Consider the following 18742-nt stretch of genomic DNA (forward strand, 5'->3'; position numbering starts at 1 on the left):
CTCGGAGTCCTCGATTTTGCAACCACAGAATACTGTGGGCAAAATTGGGATTTGCATCAGGAATAATTATCTGCTATATTCATGTCTCATGACAACGTCAAAAACCCAATCACATAGCACCGAAACTATCGATTCAATGTTTAAGGCCGGAGCCCACTACGCTTTTTCTCGTTCTCGACGACACCCAACTTTGGCACCATTTATTTTCGGTGTTAAGAATCATGTTGAAATTTTCGACTTGGAAAAGACCAATGAACTCCTTGAAAAGGCCAAAGATTTTGTAAGAACACTCGCAACCGAAGGCAAGCAGATTTTGCTCGTCGGCGGTAAAAGTGAGGCCCGCGATGCTATCAAGCGAGCGGCAGCTGAACTCGACATGCCATACGTTGTTGACCGCTGGCTCGGAGGTACACTCTCAAACTTTAAAGAAATTCGATCCCGCGTCGAGAAGCTTCTTGATTTGACCGCTAAACGCGAGAAAGGAGAACTTTCCAAATATACAAAAAAAGAACGACTTTTGATTGATCGCGAAATCGAGAAGCTCGAGCGATTTTTCTCAGGTCTTGTCCCAATGAAAGAATTGCCAAAAGCTCTTTTTGTCATTGACTCAAAACACGAACACATCGCAGTGACCGAAGCCAGAAAAGCTGGTATTCCTGTAATCGCTCTTATGGGTTCGGACTGCAATATTAAAACTGTTGATTATGCTATTCCAGGAAACGACGCTTCAATCGCTAGTGTGGCCTTTTTTGTGGATCAGATCGTGTGGGCATACAAGGAGGGTAGAAATGAAAAGCTAAAGAAGGCACAAAACGCGTAACACGTAGCATGGAGCATAAGACAGGGACACTATGTTCCATGTTGTGTGCTCCATGTTCCATGAACACCATGATTACAACAGAACAAATTAAAGAACTTCGCGACTCAACTGGGATTTCAGTGATGCAATGCAAGAAAGCTTTGGAAGAAGCTCAGGGTGACATGGAAAAGGCACTTGTGATTTTGAGGAAGAAAGGCGCAGATATTGCTAACAAAAAATCAGATAGAACCTTAGGAGCGGGGATTATCGCTTCATATGTTCACAGTAATGGCCTTGTAGGATCCATCGTTGAACTTTCCTGTGAGACCGATTTCGTTGCCAAAAATCAGGAATTTAAAACCTTGGCGTATGATTTGGCGATGCATGTTGCCGCCAGCAATCCTACCTATCTCAAACCTCAGGATATTACTGAAGAGGCGAAAGCAAAGGCTCGAGAAGTTTTTGCTAAAGAAATTGTTGGAAAGCCTGCGGCTATGCAAGAAAAAATTATGGAAGGTAAGCTTCAGTCATACTTTGGCGAAGCCACACTCCTTGATCAGTCATTTATTAAAAATCCAGATTTGACTGTTCAAGGGTTGATTCAATCAGCCATACAAAAATTCGGTGAAAAAATAGAAGTGAGCCGATTCGTTAGATTTGGGGTTTTGGAAAAATAACCAGCTCTTAAAATGTATGTATATTCTCGATCTCAGTGTGATAATTGTTTCTACGATCGGGGGTCTGTCTCTTTTTTTGGTTAAGTTTTTTGAAATAAAATCTGGCCAGCCGGGGGTTTTGACTCGCGTAAGCCTTTTTGCTGATCCAACATTTTCGGCATTTGGCAGTAAGCTCAGAAGGTTTTGGTTGGAGTTGGAAAATTTTCCGTTCAGAAAAGTGCTACACCAGTTTATTCAGGGAGTTTTCCATCTTTTCGGAGTCACGGGTTTGTTTATTGCGAAGTACCACAAGCAGTTTATAAACAGTAAGAGACAGATCAATGAAAAAGGGGTAGTTTCCTTTTTTCTTAAAGATGTGGCAGAATCGAGAGAGAGTAAGACAGATCACGGAACACAGAACACAGATCATAAAATGTAAGAGAGAAAAATGTTTCGTGGTCCGTGTTCTGTGGTCTGTAACGTGAAAGAATGCCACCCTAGCTCAGTTGGTAGAGCGCCACTTTTGTAAAGTGGATGTCGTCAGTTCGAATCTGACGGGTGGCTCCACTAAATTAAATCTGTAACTTTTTTCTATCTGTTGAGTTCTAACTTGTATGCAAACTCAAAATATAAGTTTAGTTAGGAGGAAAGCTTTTATACATGCGGGCATAGCGGCGTCATATGTGATGTTAGTGGTTTTATTTTTGTTTTACGTTCCGGAGTTTTTCCAGCCAACATTTAGTCTTCTTATTCCCATTTGCATGCTGATGCTTTTTGTTCTCTCAGCTGCCGTTATGGGTATTTTGGTTTTTGGGCAGCCAATCTTGTGGTATCTCGATGGCAAAAAACAAGAAGCTATTTCTTTGCTTATGTATACACTCGGCATCTTTTTCTGTATTTGGGTTGTGGTGCTCGGTGTAATTGGCATCTATTCCACCCAAGTTAAGCCCTCTGGAGATTCAGAGAATTCTATAGGGTTTGAGTAGTTGAACTAGCCTCGCGAAGTTCTGGTAAAAGTTTCTTAATCTCTTCAATAGTTTGGAACCCAGTGTACGGTTTATTTTTTATGACGATCGCCGGCAGTTTCTTGCCGATGCCGTAGACTGAGGCTAGAGTCTTAAGAGCAGAAACGTCCAGGTTGTAATCAAAAGAATATACGCGGAGCTCAGGGTAGTGTTCTCTGAGATAGGTAAGAACGTAGCCTTCTCTGTCACAGTCGGGACAATCACTTTCATAAAAATATAAAATTGGAATAGGTTTTTCTTCACAATCTTTTAATTTTTTCGTGAGGATATAATCTTTGATTTCCAGTATCGAGTAATATTTTTTAAGATCAAGCACCTCGCTATTGTCCACGCCAAATTTTTCTTGACTGTAATTAATTTTTTCACCAAGATCATCCATCTCTTTTGAAAGGGTGGAATTTTTAATATCCGGGCAGGAAATTTCACCAAGCAAAGCAAATTGGGTTTCAGAGGAGAGGATGTCGATAGAAATTTTGTTTCCCGCGTCCTTAAGTTCCTGAATTTTTCTATCACTGAAAAAATTGCCGATATACAGAGCGGTGACAAAGATAAGAGCGGTTATGAGGAATGCGTATAAATATTTTTTCATATTGATTATAATTTTAGCTTTTTTCGAATTTCGGATTTGAGATTTCGTGCTTACACGTTTCGTGTTGTTATCTCCAACTTGTATTTTTAGATAAAACTACGAGATAAATAGCTTTTGATAGCCATGCGATAGAAAAAATGCCGTATACCAAAGGAAAATATAAAGTATGAAAAGAGAAATGGTTGTTTTTAGTATCTGAGATTTGTTTACCGAGCGTGACGAGAAGGATGGTTGAGAGGAAGAGTAGTAGCCCCAGAAACATTTTTGAATCAGTATTGATGAAAAACCAATCAAAATGAAAGCCGTTCCAGACCCAATTAAAACCAATGGTTTTAATTTCTGTATATTTATCAGCAACCATTCTCAGGATATTTATTGATACCATGCCAACGGAGACCATGAAAAGCACGATACCAACGACCGACATCGGAAGCATAAAAAGTCCCAAGTGTTTGTGTTTTGGATTGAAAAACATCGAACGATAATCGATTGAGTTGGCAAGAAAACCGCTCACCCAGCGAACTCGTTGGCGGTAGAGTTTAGCGAAAGACCCTGGTCCAACCGTGTAGACGACAGCGTCGTGCGCGTTGCCGATACGATAACCATTTTTCTGCATGCGCATAGCAATCTCCAAGTCTTCGGTATTGTGAGCTTCGTGGAATAATCCAAGATTATCAAAAACTGTTTTTCGAAAAATAGAAAAGGGCCCGGGAGTCACGGTGATTGCATCGAGCATGCTGAAAGATTTTTTCATAAAAATACCCAGGTTGTATTCGTTGCTTTGAACATGGCGGATCATTCGGTCAGGCTCGAAAATTTTAATGGCCGGTGTTACTGCCATGATTTTTTGATTTTCAAAATGGGGAATAATTTTCGTCAGCGTATCTGGTGGGACAAATGAATCGGCGTCGAGACATCCGACAAGCTCGGTTTCCGTTTTACGGATGGCGGCATTAAGCGCGGTATATTTCCCTCCATTTTTTTTATTGATGACCTCGATCCGTTTGTTCCATCGGAAAGTTTTCAATACACCGGCTGTGTCATCGGTTGAACCGTCATTAACTGCAATAATTTTCAATTTGTCTTTCGGGTAGTCTAATTTTAACAGTGAGTAGATTGTTTTACTGATGGTTTTTTCTTCGTTGAATGCAGGCACAATGATAGTAACTGATGGAAGAATCGACGATAACTTGATTTTCTCACCGCCTTTTTCAGTGCGGTTTTCCAAAAAGCTGATCAGCAAAAAAACTTCAAAGTACAATGACGTGAAAAAAGAAATATAGAGAATGATGTTAGAAATTTGACTCATTGTAAGGGTTTGGCCCCTGTGTTTTCCTAGTCTACTGCATCGCAAGCTCTAACTCAAGGTAGGTAGGGCGCTTTCGCACACGCTATGCATGGGTTGCGCTTGGGTTGTGTGGTTTCAAAATTAGACTCAAAAGCAACACACTAATTCATTGCTATAGCAATGAATTAGTGTGTTTGAAGTTTTCAAGGATTCTTAATGTTTGGGCGTATTTCTCCTTTTTCTTCTTTACTATATAATGACTGCTATGCAGGACAAGGAACAGGTTGCACAAGGACATATTCACCCGATTTCACGGGCGATTTTTGATATTCGAACAATCTTTGCCGAACTGGGTTTTGCTGTTGCGGTGGGACCTGAAATGGAGGATGAGTGGCACAATTTTGACGCGCTTAATATTCCTAAAGATCATCCGGCACGCGATATGCAGGACACCTTCTGGCTCAAGAATGCGGAACAGACGCAGAACAACGCAGAACGAACGCCGAAGAATACCCACGAAAATTTTCCGCATCAGTCCGCGTCCATTCCGCGCAGTTCTGCACTTCTGCGTACTCATACAAGTCCGGTACAAATAAGATATATGGAAAAAAAACTCGAAGCTGGCATACAGCCGCCATATCGAATTATCGTGCCAGGAAAAGTTTTTAGAAATGAAGCCACGGACGCTACTCACGAAGCGCAATTTTTTCAGGTTGAGGGGTTGTATGTTGATAAAAATGTTTCTATGGCTCACTTGAAAGGTGTTCTTGAGTTTTTCTTTAAAAAGTTTTTCGGCAACGATGTAGTCATTCGATTTCGTCCAAGTTTTTTTGCGTTCACCGAGCCGTCGGTGGAAGTTGATATGAAATTTAAGGGCAAATGGCTTGAAATGATGGGAGCAGGGCTCGTGCATCCAAACGTTTTAAAGGCCGCAGGCGTGCCGGAAGGCTTTAGTGGGTTTGCTTTCGGCGGAGGCATTGATCGAATGGTGATGGTGAAGTACGGCATCACCGATATTCGATTACTGTATTCCGGAGATTTGCGCTTAGTTAATCAGTTCTAAAATAGATTTAAGATTTAGGATTAAAGATTTAAGAATAAGAAAAAATAATGCTTATATCCTACAACTGGCTACAATCATATTTTGACGAAACACTTCCTGAACCGGAAAAGCTAGGGGAACTTTTGACGTTCGCCTCTTTTGAGTTGGAAGGAATTGAAAAAAAGGGCAGTGACACAATTCTTGATTTAAAAGTTTTACCTGACCGCGCTTGTTATGCACTTTCGCATCGCGGAATGGGATACGAAGTTGCAGCCATTACCGGCTTGGCTAAGAAAAAACAGGAACAGATTTTACCGCCAGTAGGAAAAACTCGACCATTCAATGTGCGCGTGGAAGACTCTGATTTGTGTGCGCGATATATGGCCCGAGTAATTGAAAATGTTACCCAAAGAGAATTGCCGGTGGTGAAAGAGAGATTGCAGAGTGTTGGCCAGCGCTCGATCAACCCAGTTGTTGATAGTGCCAATTTTGTGATGCTTGATCGAGGTCAACCGCTCCATGCGTTTGACGCGGATAAAGTGAAGGGGGATATTGTAGTGCGTAGAGCAAAAACAGGGGAAAAAATAATTACACTTGATAATCGCGAGGTCGACTTGGATGAAACTATTTTGATTATTGCAGATGAAGAAGCGCCACTTGCGATCGCGGGAATTAAGGGTGGGAAAAGAGCTGAGGTTACGTCGAGCACAAAAAATTTAATTCTCGAGTCGGCCAGTTTCAATGCGTCATATATTCGTAAAACCTCGGACAAGCTCGGCATTAGAACTGACGCATCAAAGCGATACGAAAATAAATTTTCAGCGGATATGACGAGTAAAGGAATGAATGATTTTAGCGCGCTCTTGTTTGAAATGGATTCACAAATTTTGGCCGGTGAAGTAATCGATATCTATTCCAATGTTCTGCAGAACATTGGAATAGATATAACAGCAGAGTATATTTCAAATAGGTTAGGGTTGGATTTACCAGAAGAGGTAATTGTCGATGTTCTCAGATGTCTAAAAATTGAAGTTAAAAAAAGAGGGAAGGAGTTAATACTCACGCCACCAATCTTTCGCGCTGACCTCTTGATTCCCGAGGACATTGCAGAAGAGGTGGGAAGAATTGTCGGGTACGATAAAGTTCCGGCCACTCTTCCACCTGTCCTCAAAATGGAACTAGAAATTCCAAAGCAGTTTTACTATGAATGGAAAATTCGTGAGATTTTGGCGAACGCTGGTTTTTCGGAGGTGATGACGTCATCATTTTCATCGAGTGGGGAAATTGCGATTGAGAAACCGCTGGCAGAAGATAAAAAATTCACTCGGCCAAATTTACGAAACAACTTTGCAATGGCGCTCAAACTCAATTTCGGCAACGCTTCACTTTTTGGTTCTGAAGAAATAAAAATTTTTGAAATAGGAAAAGTTTTTGGAAGAGGTGGCGAGCATGCCGCACTTGCTGTAGGATTTGCGGGACCAAAAAAGAAAGTCGCTTCTGAACTTTCTGCTGTCGTCGCGCTTCTTTCAGAAAAACTTGGATGCAACCTAGAAGGGGAAACCAAAGACGGCATTTTTGAAACTAATTTGGATAAAGCCCTGAGCGATCTGCCACAGCCAAAAAGTTCGGACGTCCTAACTTTTCCTCTTTGTGACGCCATGTTTAAGCCATTTTCTGTCTATCCTTTTATTGTTCGCGATATTGCGCTCTTTGTTCCAGCCGGCACAGATTCTGAAACTATCCACCAATTAATTTTAGGAGACGCCGGAGATTTTGTGGTTCACTCGAAACTATTCGACCGATTTGAGAAAGATGGAAAAGTTTCCTACGGCTTTCGTTTAGTGTTTCAATCTATGGGGCGGACGTTGACCGATGAAGAAATAAATAAAGTTATGGAAAAAGTGTACGAAACATTAAAAGCTAAGGGTTGGGAAATTAGATAATTTTTTCACTATGTCATCCTCGCGAATGCGGGGACCCAGGTATGATGTATTACGTTTACATTTTAGCTAGTCAACGGAACGGCACTTTGTATATTGGAATTACTTCAGATTTACAAAAGAGAATTTATCAGCATAAAACAAATGCAGTTTAAGGATTTACTCAAAAATATGCTGTTCATACTTTGGTTTACTATGAATATACCGAGAATGTTGAAGCAGCAATTGCACGAGAGAAACAACTCAAAAAATGGAATCGCAAGTGGAAATTGGATTTAATTGAAAAAGATAATCCGCAATGGAGAGATTTGCAGGGGATGTTATGAGTCTGGATCCCCGCATTCGCGAGGATGACAGAGGGTTGTTTAGAAATGGCAATTTTGTAATTATAAAAAATAAAAGAAAAATTTGTACGATATATCGTACAAATAAAAACCCCATCGTGTAGAAGGGGTTGAATGACCGATTATTTTTTCGGAAGTATTAGCAGTTGGCCGTCACATGGCCTTGTAAGATAGGTAAGATTGTTCTTGCCCAGATTGATATTTACAACCCGGCTTTTGCCGATTAGAAATCCCGCCGACGTTGACTCGGCGACGTGGTACACTTTCTCGCCGATCGGGAATGAAAGCTCGTTACTCGGAACAAAATCTCCAGCAACGAGAACCGTGACATGCGACGGGTAGTATCCCAGATAGTAGGGAATTTCGTACTGCTCGAGCAGGCTAGCAAGGAGCACTGCTTTCGCGCCACACGTGCCTGTTTTGGTGAGCAAGGTTTCCTCAGGTTTTTTTATGACCTGTCTGGAGTTTGCCCATTGTATCTCTTCCGGATCGTATTCGATTTCGGTAGAGACGAAGTCGAGGAGTTTCTGGGCGATTTTTTCAGGCTTGATTTCACCCTTAACCAGATTTTTCGCCAAGCGACTGAGCGACGGCTCTCCTTTTTTACCGACCACCGAGCCGAAATTGGCAATGACGTGATCGATTCCTCTGCCGTCTACGTACTCAGAGAAAAAGTATTTTCCGCCAATCACCGATTTATTATCCATGAAGTCCGCCAGTTCCTGCGGAGTTGTTTCAAACTTCACGGACGGGTAAGGGACGACAATTTTTGCTTCGGAGTTGATCACGAAATTTTCCATCGGGAAACAGACAAGGCGTCTACCCTTTTGTGTGTACTGATATTTACCCAAATGAGCGAGGTCACCCCTTTCTTCACCCATCTCCACGTCCTCTAAGGGCAAACTGCAAACTTTTCGCAGGTCGCTCAGGAGTTTCGCCTTGGGAAATGACAGGTACAGCATTCGACTGTCAAGGTCCAAAATTTCCAACTCGGCTTCCGTGCCCGTCAGTTGAGCCATTAGGTTTTCCGAGGAGAACTTGGGTTGCGCTAAAAAGTCGAGCATCGCCAAAGCGAGGGAACGCCGAGGTTTGATTGGAGATGACATGTGAACCAAGAAGCCAACGAGACCCAATAGCAACAAAATAGCAAAGATCTTTGTTTTCATTTTCAGAATAACGGAGATTGCGGTTTACGAAACTAATTTATTTTTAACACAACTTACGCTAATTTGTCAAATTTTTGTCTCGAGTTTTATCCACCTTCAAAGTGCAAAAAAGCTTTTATTTCAAGCTCATTTTTGCTATACTTGTGTTACCTAAAAGCACAAAGCTTTTTTAATTTTGTATCAAAATGGCCAAAGAAAAGGAAGAAAAGGAAGAAAAGAAAGGCAATTATAGCGCTCAGGACATCACTGTTTTGGAGGGTTTGGAACCTGTCCGTAAGCGTCCGGGAATGTACATCGGAACCACTGGTCCCGACGGTTTGCATCACCTCATCACTGAAATTTTCGACAACTCTCGCGACGAAGCGATGGGAGGTTTTTGTAATGATATTGAAATCACCCTGTTACCGGAGAACCGCGTGCGCGTGGTAGACAATGGCCGAGGAATTCCTGTGGACATTCACAAACAATCAAAAGTTTCTGCCCTTGAAACGATCATGACAACACTCCACGCTGGAGGAAAATTCGGTGGGGAAGGCTACAAAGTTTCGGGCGGACTTCACGGAGTCGGTGCCTCTGTCGTTAATGCCCTTTCGATTTTTTGTGAAGTGGTAGTGCATCGAGACGGTGGAGTTTTTGTTCAGGAATACAAACAAGGTAAGAAAAAATCTGCCGTTAAAAAAATTGGTAAGTCAGATCTTCACGGCACGATTACTACTTTTGAACCTGACAAAGAAATTTTCAAGGAAGGAACAGTCTTTGATTTCAACCGCGTTTTGGGACACATGCGCCAGCAAGCCTATCTCGTGAAAGCGTTGCGAATTTCCGTCATCGACGCCCGCGAAACAAAAGTGCCGATTGATACTGCCGACATTTTTTATCTCCGCGAACTCGGACTCGATTTCCCATCCCAAACATTTTATTTCGAGGGAGGTTTGCTTTCCTTGGTAAAATTTTCTAACCAGTTTTTAAAACCAGTTCACAAAAATATTTTTTACGTTGAGAAAAAAGTAGAAGGTATTGAGTCTGTCGAGGTGGCGCTTCAATATGTCGACGATATTTCCGCCCGCATTTTACCTTTCGCCAACAACATTTACACCGGCGAAGGAGGTACACATATTACCGGTTTCAAAACTGCGCTCACCAGAACTATCAATAGTTACGCTCGCAAGGGTGGTCTAGTAAAAGAGAGCGAAGATAATTTTACCGGCGAAGATGTGCTCGAAGGATTGACCGCCGTGGTTTCGGTCAAGCTCCGCGAAATTCAATTTGAAGGTCAGACCAAATCAAAACTTGGAAGTGTTGAAGCTCAGGGCGCAGTCGCCACCGTTTTCGGCGAAGCCTTTACCGCGTTTCTTGAGGAAAATCCTGATGATGCCAAAGCCATTGTTTACAAAGTAGTTTTGGCGCTTAAGGCGCGAAAGGCTGCCAAGGCGGCAAAGGATTCAGTATTGCGAAAGGGTGCACTGGAAGGCATGACGTTGCCTGGAAAACTGGCTGATTGTCAGAGTAAGGATGCGTCTGAATCAGAACTTTTTATTGTGGAGGGAGATTCGGCCGGAGGTACGGCAAAAACAGGACGAGATCGAAAAACTCAAGCCATCTTGCCGCTCCGAGGAAAAATTTTAAACATCGAACGAGCGCGACTCGACAAGATGCTCGACTCTGAGCAGATTAAAAATTTGGTGGTGGCGATCGGCACAGCCATCGGAGATACGTTTGATTTGGCTAAATTGCGATATCACAAAATTATTATCGCTACTGATGCCGACGTCGACGGGGCTCACATTCGCACACTTATTCTGACGCTCTTTTACCGACATTTCAAACCACTCATTGAAGGCGGATTTATTTATATTGCTCAGCCGCCACTGTACAAAGTAAAACGTGGAAAAGAAATTTTGTATTTTTATAGTGAAGAGGAAAAAACCAAAGCTCTTGGCAAAGAAGAAATTCCGCTCGATGAAAGTGGATCTGAAGAAACAGAGGAAGCTGAATCCGAGGAGGAAGAGAAGGTTGGTAAAACTAAAACAGCCAAGGTTTCAATTCAACGTTACAAAGGTCTCGGAGAAATGAATGCTGAAGAACTTTGGGAGACGACCATGGATCCTGAAAAACGAATTCTAAAACAGGTTCGAATTGAAGACGCACAGGACGCGGACAAAGTATTTGATATGCTCATGGGAACCGATGTTCCTTCTCGCAAAAGCTTTATTCAGTCAAACGCGAAGTTGGCGAACCTCGATATTTAAGGCGCTCGGAATCATTTCCCAAGAACACGGATAAAGCCGGCCAGCGCCGGCTTTTCCTATGCTCAACTCGCCACAGTCAAGAGCCCCTCGCGATTACACTCAGGGTCGTTGACTGACCAGCTGGCTCGTTTCCGCAATGTTCTTGGGAAATGATTCCTCGCTGAGATACCCCCTTAAACTTCAGAAAGTTTAAGGGGGTAGGGGGAAATCTCAGCACTTCTGTTCATAGTCTTACTTGTCTTCAGTTTTTGGAGGAGTATCATTAAGTTATTGTGGAATTTCTAGAAAAGCATTTTAAAAATTAGTATTTATTAATCATTTATGGGATTACGTGAAAAGTTATTAGCTGCAGGGGCAGAAAAGTTAGCTACACAAGAACAGGAAGCAACGAGTATCAGAGAAAGACTTGTACGCGAAGCAAAAGAAAAAGAAGCGGCAAGTGTTCGAATGGAAATTGCCGCTTTGACTGATAAAAAAGCTAAATTGGAGGCAGCTTTGGCTGATCTCGAGGCGTCCTATACAGAATTAGCGCACGATAGATCATCATTAAAAACTGGCAGAAGAGAGGTTGCTCAAAAGAAAGCAGGCAAGGAAAGCTCAGAACGAAAAATTGTTGCTTTGCTCGATGTTCTCACCCCAAGGGAGGGCGAAACCCGAGAGGATCAAATGCTTCGCGAAGCTCTACAAGCAAGAGGTCTCACTACCGCAGAACAAATTATTGCTCATCCAGAGTTTCAAGACGATCCTGACGTAGTAGGTTTAAAACGTGGTGAGGTTGAAGTTACCACTTCCAAAGAAGCTCTAAAACCAAAAAAGCGTGCTCTGGTTGATAAGTATTTAGGAGAAGAAGTTGCTCCAGCAACAGAGGCTGATGTTCCAGAAACCAAGAAAAAAAGAGTGGGTGGAGCACGAGTAGCGCGACAGGCGGTTAAAGAGGCCATCCCAGAAATCGTAGAAGGTGGAGAAAATTTTTCATTTGCAGGGAAAAATCGTCCAGAATCAGTCAAAAAATTGAAAGCACATCTTAAAGTAATGCAAGAAGAGATTGGTGCTCTTGAATTGAAAACTCCAGAAGGTCAAGCGGAACTTAAAAAGAGGTTTGAAAGATTTTACGCAAACCGTTTTCAGGATAAGAACTATTTCGTTAGAGCAGAAAGGGGTGTGCCACGTAATTTTGTTGATCAAAGCGATATTGCCGATGCAGAGAAATACGGTGTTGAGGTAATAAAAGGCACCCTCAAAGAACAAGTGCAAGCAAGACTGGCGACAGAAGTTGAAAAGGCAAAAGGCACAGTCGGGGTGGTTAAGGCCAAAAATGACGTAGTAAAAATTGAAAGCTCAGAGCAAAAGCTAGAGCCATTTATTGGAAGAGTGCATGTTCTCGAAAGGAAAAGACAAGAAGTTCTCGCCGCTCTAAAAGCAAAGGAAAAAGACGTTGCTGGTTTAATCAGACATTATTTTGGCGATGAAAGCAGTAATGGACGTGGCTTTCAGCCTATGTTGAAAAGCGATCCTACTCGAGCTTGGCTGTATTATCTTGAAAAATTTTCATGCCAGTTTTTGCTTGAAGCTACTAGAGACGGTGGCACCAGTGATGAAACTATTAGAAGAGGTGTCCCGGCCGTGATGCTGGAATTTCTCCAGAAGAAAAGAGGAGATTCTTTCAATTCAAAGGACCCTGTCGCAAGTATGTTTGATACTGAATCTTTTGAAAAAGGTCTTGTAATATATGAGCAATTTTTAAATGAAGTTTCAAACATTGTAACTAATCAGCCTGAAAGTATTGCGGGTAGTGAACGTCGTTCAGGAAGTGATGCAATGGTTCTTGCTGATAAGTTTAGAGATGCTTCTAAGCTAAACCCTTACCAAAGTGTCCGTATTGAAAGTGAACAGGTTATGGCGTCAGTAAATGCTGGACGTAGTTTAGATCAAATTAAGAAGAATATACAAGAAGCTGAAAAACCTTTTGATCAAGCTCGAAAGGAGCGTGGTGAATATTTGGATCGATTGGTGGATAAGGAGTGGGCGGAGGAGGAAGAAAAAGCTTTTTCAAGGGCGCATTCTGAAACGGCAGATATTAGCCAGAAAGCGGAGAGAATAAGGGTGCAAAAAGAGGTTGCGCAAGAGTTGTCTCCACTAGTTTTAAAAGCCAGAACAAGTCTTTTGTCTGGTGAATTTGGTCCAGATAAAACTTCTGGAGAGTTTCAGATTAGTTTGGACCGTGAAGGCTATCCACGGGTCACACATACTGAGTATGATTCTGCTTCACAAGAATACAATACAGCACAAAAAGAATTAGAATTACTTAAAAATAAAATTCTAGAAAATGAAAGACAAGAACGGCCTCGAAAGTGGTTCGGAGAGAAACCGCTAGATGTGGAGCTTAAACGCTTAAAGGCTGATCAACCAATTAAGGCTGAACGTTTTGCTGCGGCTGAGCAAAGATATAATGCAATTGATGTTCAGACGAAGAGTGTTTATACAGCATTCAGCGAGCTTCATAAGTTGATTCCAAGAGGCGGTTTTGAGATCGACTCTAATCCTAGGCCTCTTCCTGAATTTATCGATATGCTTCAAAGGATAAGTAATGAAGCTTCCTCTGCAACCCTATCTCCTGAAGAGCAAAAGATTTTTAATGAATTTATTCGGTTGAGACGAAAAACCACACAAGCGACTGTAGAAGTCCAAGGAGCCAAGGGTATAAGTAGAGATACTATTGAGAAACTTCGAGAACTTAGGTACGGATTAACCTAATATGGTTGCATAGGATAATTTAGAACACGCGAAATGTTTGTGTTTTAAAAATTGCGCAACAGCTGTTGCGCAATTTTTTGCTAGTGATACCATAAAGAACCAGAGAGTCTCTATTGAAATTTGGAAAACAGAAAGCAAAACCTATGAGCGGACGTTGTGGTTTCCATCCGGATGGCCCTTGGAAAAGGGTCAGTTCTCACCCGAGTGCTTCAAACTACAGTTTGGTTTTCGGACCATACCTGGAAGTGCTTCACGCGCATCCAGTCGATGAACCAGCTGATTTCACTCAGCCCTTCCTCTCGATTTCTTTCGCGCTTCCCGGCGTACGAGAAGATTTGCGAATTCAGGTTCGGGCAGAGCCTGATCCAATCAAGTTGTGTGCCTTTCTGGCTCATAACATTAAGGCCGCACGGAGCGGAGTCGTTGGAACTTTTTTCTACACCTGTTGTGGGAATGTGCCAGCCCACGATCCACTGAAAACCTTGCTTCATTCGTTCGATAAGTGGGGAGGCTGGTGCGAAGAGGGGCTACCGCTTCACGACGAAATTCTGTTGGCCTGCCAACGCGCGCGTACGCAAGTACCACGGCAAGTTTTGCCGGTGCGACCTCTTTGTTCTTGTCTTCAGGCTTAATATAGCGATAAACTCAACCGATTGGCGGCTGAGTTTTTTCTTCGGCGGAAAGGTTGAGCCTTACGGAAAGAAAAAAAGCAATCCTAAGATTGCTTTTGACGAGTGAAAATTAAGTAGCGTGTACCGGCTACAACGAGCGGCCCCTCTAGGTAGCCATTTCCGATGCTGATGCCCTCGAGAATGTCGTGGGCTCTCGAAGCACTAGCGTTGATCACGTACCTCTTGGGAGAAATTTCAAGCTCGCCTTGCGCGAGTTCGGCAACGTGCCGGGATACGAAATCCTGGTCAGCGCTATCGACGAAAGTTGAGTTGAGTTTCATATTTCGAGTTATTTTATAGCATTATAATAAAATTTAGTCAACTTTCTTACGTGATCCTCTTCTGTAAGTCGACTCGGGCTTTTGCGGGGTCTTGATTACCTTTTCTTAGGGTATCGATTATATCCTCTAGTTGTTTTAAATCTGTCGCTTTTGCCGTCTCATCTGGGGTTCCATTGTAGGTACCAGTTCCGAAATCTATAATGTGAGGTGATAAAGTTTCGTAATCAAACATGATATTTCGCAGGCTCAAGTCCCCGTGATAGATTCCTTCTTTGTGTAAAATATCCAACCCATTGCGCAAAGTTTTTTCTGCTGCACCCACATCTATTCTTCGCAGCGTATCCGGTTCATTTAGGATAATTTTTTCGAGATTTGAACCTTTTATTTTATCCATCAAAAGTAGTGAAAGTTTTTCAGTCACCATGTACATGTCCGGTGTTCCTTCTTCACCAGTTTCCTCGTGTTTCATTTGCACCACACTGGTGATATTGGGAACAAAATCTTTTAGTCCTGCTCTTGAAGCGATAAGGTGAGCGGCGTGAGTAATTGTAGCTTCGTACACAGGTCTATTCTGTGGTGTAAAGGCAAAACCCTTTGATACGAACTGTCTTTTTTTCGCTTTAATACCGTCAAAATATTCTTCGACTGCACGTAATTTTTTTGCTGGAGGAGGCAACCGGTCGTATTTTTTGCTCTTTTGATTGACTAGTAATTGGTCCCATACACATTTTATACAATATGGTGAGCCGTCTTCTGTTTCAAAAACCAATGCATGGTTGCCGCCATCAAGAAATCTTTTTGGATCAGAAATAATTCGTTCGTATGCCCCTCGGAAAATGAGCGCCTCCTCAGATGTTAGTTCTTCCGGAGTAGAAGTGGTTTCGACGCTTTCATTACCTAACACTTCTTTCAGGCGAATAATTTTCCAATCCATTTCAGAGGTTTCCGCTTTTGCCGGAGTGGTTTCTGTCACTGGTGTTCTTTCGCTCATAGAAAATTACAGTTTCTTTGTTACTTCACCTTTGAGTTTCGTGACAATTTCCGCAACATCAAGTTGGCCTAGGTTTCCTTTGTCGCGACTTTCGAGGGTGACTTTTTCTGCGGCGATGTCTTTGTCACCGATGATTATAAAGTAGGGAATTTTCATCGATTTAGCTTCGCGGATTTTTTTACCGAAACCTTGATCAGAGTTGTCGAGGTCAACGCGAAGGCCAGCCGCCAAAAGTGCGGTGGCCGCGCTTTTGGCGGCTTCGTTGTGTTTTTCCTCAATTGGAATAATTTTTACTTGGGTTGGTGCAAGCCAGAGAGGGAAGGCGCCAGCTGTGTGTTCAATCAAAATACCGATGAAGCGTTCAAGAGAACCATAAATAACTCGATGAACTACCACAGGTGTTTTTCTTGATCCATCTTTGTCGGTATAGTGAAGTTCAAATCGCAATGGTTGTTGAAAATCAAGTTGAATAGTACCCATTTGCCATTCTCGGCCGATAGAATCCTTCATAAGAATGTCGATTTTTGGGCCGTAAAAAGCACCATCGCCTTCAGCCACAATATATGCCTTTTTAGATTTTTCCAATATTTCTCGCAAAGCTTTTTCTGCTTTATCCCAAGTTGTCGCTTCTCCCATGAATTCTTTTGGTCGAGTTCCCAAACGGAATGAGTATTCAAGATTAAAAATTCCGTAGAAATTTTTACAGACCTCAAAGATATGCTCGTATTCCGCGGCGATCATGTCTTCCGAAATAAAATTGTGAGAATCGTCTTGTTGAAACGACCGTACTCGTAAAAGTCCGTTTAAAGTTCCGGAACGTTCATAGCGATGAAGTCTGTCTGTATCAGAAAGTCGAAGTGGCAATTGCTTATAGCTTACTTGCATAGATTGGAAAACAATCATGGCGTTCGGGCAGTTCATTGGCTTGATGCCATACACTTCATTTTCGCCCATGTCGGCGATAAACATGTCATCTTTGTAGTGATTCCAATGTCCTGAAGTTTTCCAAAGGTCAGATTTGTTGACGAGTGGGCTTGATATTTCCTGATACCCAAGTTTGTCGTGTTCAGTTCTCCAGAAATTCACGAGTTCATTGTACAACTTCAAACCATTCGGTAACCAATAAGGCATTCCAGGAGAAGTTTCGTGGAACATAAAGAGTCCAAGATCCTTTCCGAGTTTTTTATGATCTCGTTTTTTTGCTTCCTCGATTTGTTTCTCGTAGGCTTCAAGTTCAGCGGCAGTATTAAAAGCCAAGCCGTAAATGCGGGTAAGCATTTTATTTTTTTCATCACCACGCCAGTAGGCTCCGGCGACACGTTCAAGTTTGAAAGAACTTTTGTCGATATCTTGGGCTGGGTTTTCTGCGTGGCCGCCACGACAGAGATCGGTAAATTTTCCGACAGTATAGAGGGTTATTTTCTCGCCTTTCGCAGCAATTTCTTTTATGAGTTCGAGTTTGTACGGGTTTCCCTTGTAGATCTCGCTGGCCTCTTTTTCTGAAACTTCCTTGTGAGAAAAAGCCTTCCAAGATTTCAAAGTTTCCCGCATTTTCTTTTCGATTTTTTGCAGTTCCTTATCCGATATAGGCGCGCTAAATTCAAAATCGTAATAGAAACCATTATCAATGGCTGGTCCAATGGTCAGTTTTGTATCTGGCCACAACTCCTGTACAGACGCTCCCAAAAGATGGGCGAGAGTGTGTCTCGCATGCGCTAATTTTTCCAAACTACTTTCATTTGTTTCTTTTGGCGAATTCATCGAGCAATCATAACAGTTTTGTAAAAAGCTCGCACCTATTGACATTAGTAAAATAATGTGTAAGTGTTATCGGCAGTTTAGCGTTCGATTGAAATTTTATGTCCAAACATTCATGTGTTGGGATAGCTTTCCGGTTACGATCAGGAGCATCGGTAGCCAGAGCTGAGGTTATGCTCGTTTGCCAAGGTGTTAGGGAAGGTGACAGCAAAGAGCCATGGCACTGGCAATTGCCGGGCGGCAAATGTTGCAAAGACAAAACCAAAGGGGACAATTGTTGCCCTGAGGAGCCAGTTGTCACGATGGCGCGCGAGTGGGGAGAGGAAGTCGGGGGAACAATTCGCATTGTCAAAGAGGTGCGAGCTGATCATCGGAAAAGTCCGATAAGTGGGGAACCCTTCATCTGGTACGTCTACCTTGTGGAAATTCTTGAACTCCCGACGGTTAATGAGGTGACACTAGCGGGGGAGCAATCACCACAGTGGTGGCCGGTGCAAAATTTACCGGAAAATCTGTTTCCATCGCACCGGTCGGTCATCTGTCGTACCTTTGCATACGTTAGCTTCAACAAACTCTTTACGACGGGTGTTTTGGTGACTCAATAATTTTTCAGGCCCTTCAATTTATTTGGAGGGCTTTTTCTTGACATAATTAAAATAATGTGTAAATATCCGCTTTAGTACACATTGCAGAAAGGCTTTTTGTGGTAATGCAACGAAGCACGTTTTTCATTAAACCGGAGGCGGAGAGGTTTTCCAAACAGATTCTCGGGTTGATTGAGGCTTCGGGGTTGAGAATCGTTCGGAGAGACCGATTTCGTCTTACGGAAAAAGTTTTACGAACACTCTATCATCGACTGACCCTCGATGAGGAACATCGGTTAATTTGGGAACAAACCCAACAACAGCTTATCGGTCAGGAGGTGGTGATGGGGATTGTCGAAGGTGAAGGCGCGATCGATCGGTTGTTCTTTTTGTGTGGCGAATCGACTGTGCCAAGCAAGTGCAACTCAAAGAGTATTCGGTTTTATTTTGCCGATGCGATAAAGCTCCAGCCGGTTAGTTGTGGTAAATACTTTTATTGGGCTAACGGCATCCACCGCGCCAAAACTCCAGACGAAGTTAAGCGAGATCTCGGGCTCTTTTTCCCCGATGAGTTGCAAGCAGTAAGTTGAACAGTCCAAGTCGGG

17 protein-coding genes, 1 tRNA gene and 1 pseudogene are annotated in these 18742 nt (G+C 42.6%); 13 read left to right on the plus strand and 6 right to left on the minus strand.

Annotation, left to right across the window (positions count from 1 at the left end):
- Window positions 1-88: 88 nt before the first annotated feature.
- From rpsB to V4467_02645, 5 genes are all read left to right on the plus strand, one after another.
- A complete protein-coding gene (gene rpsB, locus V4467_02625; protein MES2087866.1) occupies window positions 89-820 on the plus strand; it encodes a 30S ribosomal protein S2 in 732 nt (243 codons plus the stop codon).
- A gap of 68 nt (window positions 821-888) precedes the next feature.
- Window positions 889-1476 (plus strand): translation elongation factor Ts, encoded by a 588-nt coding sequence (gene tsf / locus V4467_02630; GenBank protein ID MES2087867.1) that lies wholly within the window; start codon window positions 889-891, stop codon window positions 1474-1476.
- Between the two features lie 16 nt (window positions 1477-1492).
- Entirely contained in the window at window positions 1493-1894 is a 402-nt protein-coding gene (locus V4467_02635) for a hypothetical protein (GenBank protein ID MES2087868.1), read from the plus strand.
- 52 nt (window positions 1895-1946) lie between these two features.
- A tRNA-Thr gene (locus tag V4467_02640) sits at window positions 1947-2022 on the plus strand.
- A gap of 47 nt (window positions 2023-2069) precedes the next feature.
- Entirely contained in the window at window positions 2070-2441 is a 372-nt protein-coding gene (locus tag V4467_02645) for a hypothetical protein (GenBank protein MES2087869.1), read from the plus strand.
- Here the strand turns inward: V4467_02645 and V4467_02650 are convergent.
- Window positions 2425-3069 (minus strand): hypothetical protein, encoded by a 645-nt coding sequence (locus V4467_02650; protein ID MES2087870.1) that lies wholly within the window; start codon window positions 3067-3069, stop codon window positions 2425-2427. The two genes, V4467_02645 and V4467_02650, sit on opposite strands and share 17 nt — an antisense overlap.
- Window positions 3070-3136: 67 nt before the next feature.
- Window positions 3137-4378, minus strand: coding sequence for a glycosyltransferase family 2 protein (locus V4467_02655; protein MES2087871.1), 1242 nt, complete (start codon window positions 4376-4378; stop codon window positions 3137-3139).
- A gap of 244 nt (window positions 4379-4622) precedes the next feature.
- Between V4467_02655 and pheS the strand changes: the two genes are divergently transcribed.
- The 3 genes and pseudogenes from pheS (at window position 4623) to V4467_02670 (ending at window position 7665) form a co-directional block, all read left to right on the plus strand.
- Window positions 4623-5420 carry a phenylalanine--tRNA ligase subunit alpha gene (gene pheS / locus V4467_02660; protein ID MES2087872.1) on the plus strand — a complete coding sequence of 266 codons (798 nt, stop codon included), beginning with the start codon at window positions 4623-4625 and terminating at the stop codon, window positions 5418-5420.
- A gap of 47 nt (window positions 5421-5467) precedes the next feature.
- A complete protein-coding gene (locus tag V4467_02665; GenBank protein MES2087873.1) occupies window positions 5468-7342 on the plus strand; it encodes a phenylalanine--tRNA ligase subunit beta in 1875 nt (624 codons plus the stop codon).
- Window positions 7343-7383: 41 nt separating this feature from the next.
- Window positions 7384-7665, plus strand: a pseudogene (locus tag V4467_02670) (GIY-YIG nuclease family protein).
- A 140-nt stretch (window positions 7666-7805) separates the two neighbouring features.
- Here the strand turns inward: V4467_02670 and V4467_02675 are convergent.
- Window positions 7806-8849 carry a transglutaminase-like domain-containing protein gene (locus V4467_02675; GenBank protein MES2087874.1) on the minus strand — a complete coding sequence of 348 codons (1044 nt, stop codon included), beginning with the start codon at window positions 8847-8849 and terminating at the stop codon, window positions 7806-7808.
- A 185-nt stretch (window positions 8850-9034) separates the two neighbouring features.
- Between V4467_02675 and V4467_02680 the strand changes: the two genes are divergently transcribed.
- The 3 genes from V4467_02680 to V4467_02690 all read left to right on the plus strand — a co-directional run bounded on the left by V4467_02680 (window position 9035) and on the right by V4467_02690 (window position 14484).
- The gene (locus V4467_02680) at window positions 9035-11098 is read left to right on the plus strand and encodes a DNA topoisomerase subunit B (protein ID MES2087875.1); all 2064 of its coding nucleotides are present in this window, start codon (window positions 9035-9037) and stop codon (window positions 11096-11098) included.
- Window positions 11099-11419: 321 nt separating this feature from the next.
- Window positions 11420-13852, plus strand: coding sequence for a hypothetical protein (locus V4467_02685; protein ID MES2087876.1), 2433 nt, complete (start codon window positions 11420-11422; stop codon window positions 13850-13852).
- 143 nt (window positions 13853-13995) lie between these two features.
- Entirely contained in the window at window positions 13996-14484 is a 489-nt protein-coding gene (locus tag V4467_02690; protein ID MES2087877.1) for a hypothetical protein, read from the plus strand.
- A gap of 83 nt (window positions 14485-14567) precedes the next feature.
- On the opposite strand, the gene V4467_02695 is transcribed toward V4467_02690, so the two are convergent.
- The 3 genes from V4467_02695 to thrS are packed head-to-tail and all read right to left on the minus strand — an operon-like array spanning window position 14568 to window position 17556.
- Window positions 14568-14804, minus strand: coding sequence for a hypothetical protein (locus V4467_02695; GenBank protein MES2087878.1), 237 nt, complete (start codon window positions 14802-14804; stop codon window positions 14568-14570).
- A 46-nt stretch (window positions 14805-14850) separates the two neighbouring features.
- Window positions 14851-15795: a hypothetical protein gene (locus tag V4467_02700; GenBank protein MES2087879.1), complete on the minus strand. Its 945-nt coding sequence runs from the start codon at window positions 15793-15795 to the stop codon at window positions 14851-14853.
- Window positions 15796-15801: 6 nt separating this feature from the next.
- Window positions 15802-17556, minus strand: a complete 1755-nt coding sequence (gene thrS, locus V4467_02705; GenBank protein ID MES2087880.1) for a threonine--tRNA ligase — start codon at window positions 17554-17556, stop codon at window positions 15802-15804.
- A 98-nt stretch (window positions 17557-17654) separates the two neighbouring features.
- On the opposite strand from thrS, the gene V4467_02710 reads away from it, so the two are divergent.
- Window positions 17655-18158: an NUDIX hydrolase gene (locus tag V4467_02710; GenBank protein MES2087881.1), complete on the plus strand. Its 504-nt coding sequence runs from the start codon at window positions 17655-17657 to the stop codon at window positions 18156-18158.
- A 104-nt stretch (window positions 18159-18262) separates the two neighbouring features.
- Entirely contained in the window at window positions 18263-18727 is a 465-nt protein-coding gene (locus tag V4467_02715) for a nucleoside-diphosphate kinase (GenBank protein MES2087882.1), read from the plus strand.
- The last annotated feature ends 15 nt before the right edge of the window (window positions 18728-18742 follow it).

The organism is Patescibacteria group bacterium, assembly GCA_040390045.1.
Classification (GTDB): Bacteria; Patescibacteriota; Minisyncoccia; order Phycocordibacterales; family SIBU01; genus SIBU01.

Coding starts and splice junctions, on each gene's coding strand:
- rpsB (MES2087866.1), top strand. CDS start 89: ATGACAACGTCAAAAACCCAATCACATAGCACCGAAACTATCGATTCA.
- tsf (MES2087867.1), top strand. CDS start 889: ATGATTACAACAGAACAAATTAAAGAACTTCGCGACTCAACTGGGATT.
- V4467_02635 (MES2087868.1), top strand. CDS start 1,493: ATGTATATTCTCGATCTCAGTGTGATAATTGTTTCTACGATCGGGGGT.
- V4467_02645 (MES2087869.1), top strand. CDS start 2,070: ATGCAAACTCAAAATATAAGTTTAGTTAGGAGGAAAGCTTTTATACAT.
- V4467_02650 (MES2087870.1), bottom strand. CDS start 3,069: ATGAAAAAATATTTATACGCATTCCTCATAACCGCTCTTATCTTTGTC.
- V4467_02655 (MES2087871.1), bottom strand. CDS start 4,378: ATGAGTCAAATTTCTAACATCATTCTCTATATTTCTTTTTTCACGTCA.
- pheS (MES2087872.1), top strand. CDS start 4,623: ATGCAGGACAAGGAACAGGTTGCACAAGGACATATTCACCCGATTTCA.
- V4467_02665 (MES2087873.1), top strand. CDS start 5,468: ATGCTTATATCCTACAACTGGCTACAATCATATTTTGACGAAACACTT.
- V4467_02675 (MES2087874.1), bottom strand. CDS start 8,849: ATGAAAACAAAGATCTTTGCTATTTTGTTGCTATTGGGTCTCGTTGGC.
- V4467_02680 (MES2087875.1), top strand. CDS start 9,035: ATGGCCAAAGAAAAGGAAGAAAAGGAAGAAAAGAAAGGCAATTATAGC.
- V4467_02685 (MES2087876.1), top strand. CDS start 11,420: ATGGGATTACGTGAAAAGTTATTAGCTGCAGGGGCAGAAAAGTTAGCT.
- V4467_02690 (MES2087877.1), top strand. CDS start 13,996: ATGAGCGGACGTTGTGGTTTCCATCCGGATGGCCCTTGGAAAAGGGTC.
- V4467_02695 (MES2087878.1), bottom strand. CDS start 14,804: ATGAAACTCAACTCAACTTTCGTCGATAGCGCTGACCAGGATTTCGTA.
- V4467_02700 (MES2087879.1), bottom strand. CDS start 15,795: ATGAGCGAAAGAACACCAGTGACAGAAACCACTCCGGCAAAAGCGGAA.
- thrS (MES2087880.1), bottom strand. CDS start 17,556: ATGAATTCGCCAAAAGAAACAAATGAAAGTAGTTTGGAAAAATTAGCG.
- V4467_02710 (MES2087881.1), top strand. CDS start 17,655: ATGTCCAAACATTCATGTGTTGGGATAGCTTTCCGGTTACGATCAGGA.
- V4467_02715 (MES2087882.1), top strand. CDS start 18,263: ATGCAACGAAGCACGTTTTTCATTAAACCGGAGGCGGAGAGGTTTTCC.